At 33.1% G+C, this 991-nt stretch carries 2 pseudogenes; both read right to left on the reverse strand.

The features are described from left to right. A pseudogene (locus tag ACFIKE_RS11395) lies at window positions 1-155 on the reverse strand (metallophosphoesterase); the annotation flags it as partial. A gap of 587 nt (window positions 156-742) precedes the next feature. Continuing rightward, window positions 743-991 (reverse strand): annotated as a pseudogene (locus ACFIKE_RS11400) (hypothetical protein); the annotation flags it as partial.

Consider the following 991-nt stretch of genomic DNA (forward strand, 5'->3'; position numbering starts at 1 on the left):
TCTATTAAAGTTTCTAGGACATTTGTTACCATTTGACTCTTACGTTTTCTTTGCCAATTCAGATAACCGGTAAGACGTTTTCCAGAAAGTTCGAAGAGGGAAGGTTGCGGAAGAGGTGAAAGATGTACATCCGATATATGGGCAAGATAAAACATATAATCTCATAGAATATTAAAAACGATTTAAAGAATAAACATAAGATAAGTTAGTGCTTAAAGGCAAGAAAGATTGTAAAATGAAAATTAGCTTGCAAAACAGAACATCTCAAGCTGAATGTTCCAAATAGAATATCCCCAATAAAATATCATTGTGTTGTACATTCACATATTTGTTAAAAAACATTTCTCAATACGTTTGAGCTAATTTCACGACGGTACTCGATGCTATATGGAAAGCTTCTGTGGAGTATATAGGGCTTACTGTACACTACTATCTCTACGCTTATACAAGGTGCGAATAAAAAACATCATACTATTTCCCCCAATTTTATGAAAATCCTTGCTTTAAGAGAATTCATAAGAGGTATTTCATTCTTTTCTTCAATGGTTTCTATCCATACAGCATCTCTTCAATAATACGCAAGAGAATGTTTTTTATTGTTTTAATATGAGGATATTTGAAAGGAGGAGTATTATACTGTATTTGAAGTTACAAATCAATATGTTATCTAATTATAAAAGACAAGTAAATACGTAAAAGGATAAGCTGAATTTTAAAACTATTATACGAAATCTCAGACTTTTTAACGGCTTTCACGATACCACATGCTACTCAACAGTAAAAGGTAAGCAAACAGTGCCAAGAAACCAGAAAATATCGAAAAATAAAAGGTATTGATTAAACGGGTTTCTGTTGCGTCTTTCAGAACAATTGAATGTGCTAGGGAAGAGGGCGGGTTTATTTTTGATTGAATTAGCTTGAATGGAGGAAGATGAATGTTTTCTTTTCCCTCAGGGTGTAACCGTCCGATGTAACCACCGGTGTGCTTAAT

This window comes from Bartonella sp. MU70NMGDW, assembly GCF_042194085.1.
In the GTDB taxonomy this organism is placed as follows: domain Bacteria; phylum Pseudomonadota; class Alphaproteobacteria; order Rhizobiales; family Rhizobiaceae; genus Bartonella; species Bartonella grahamii.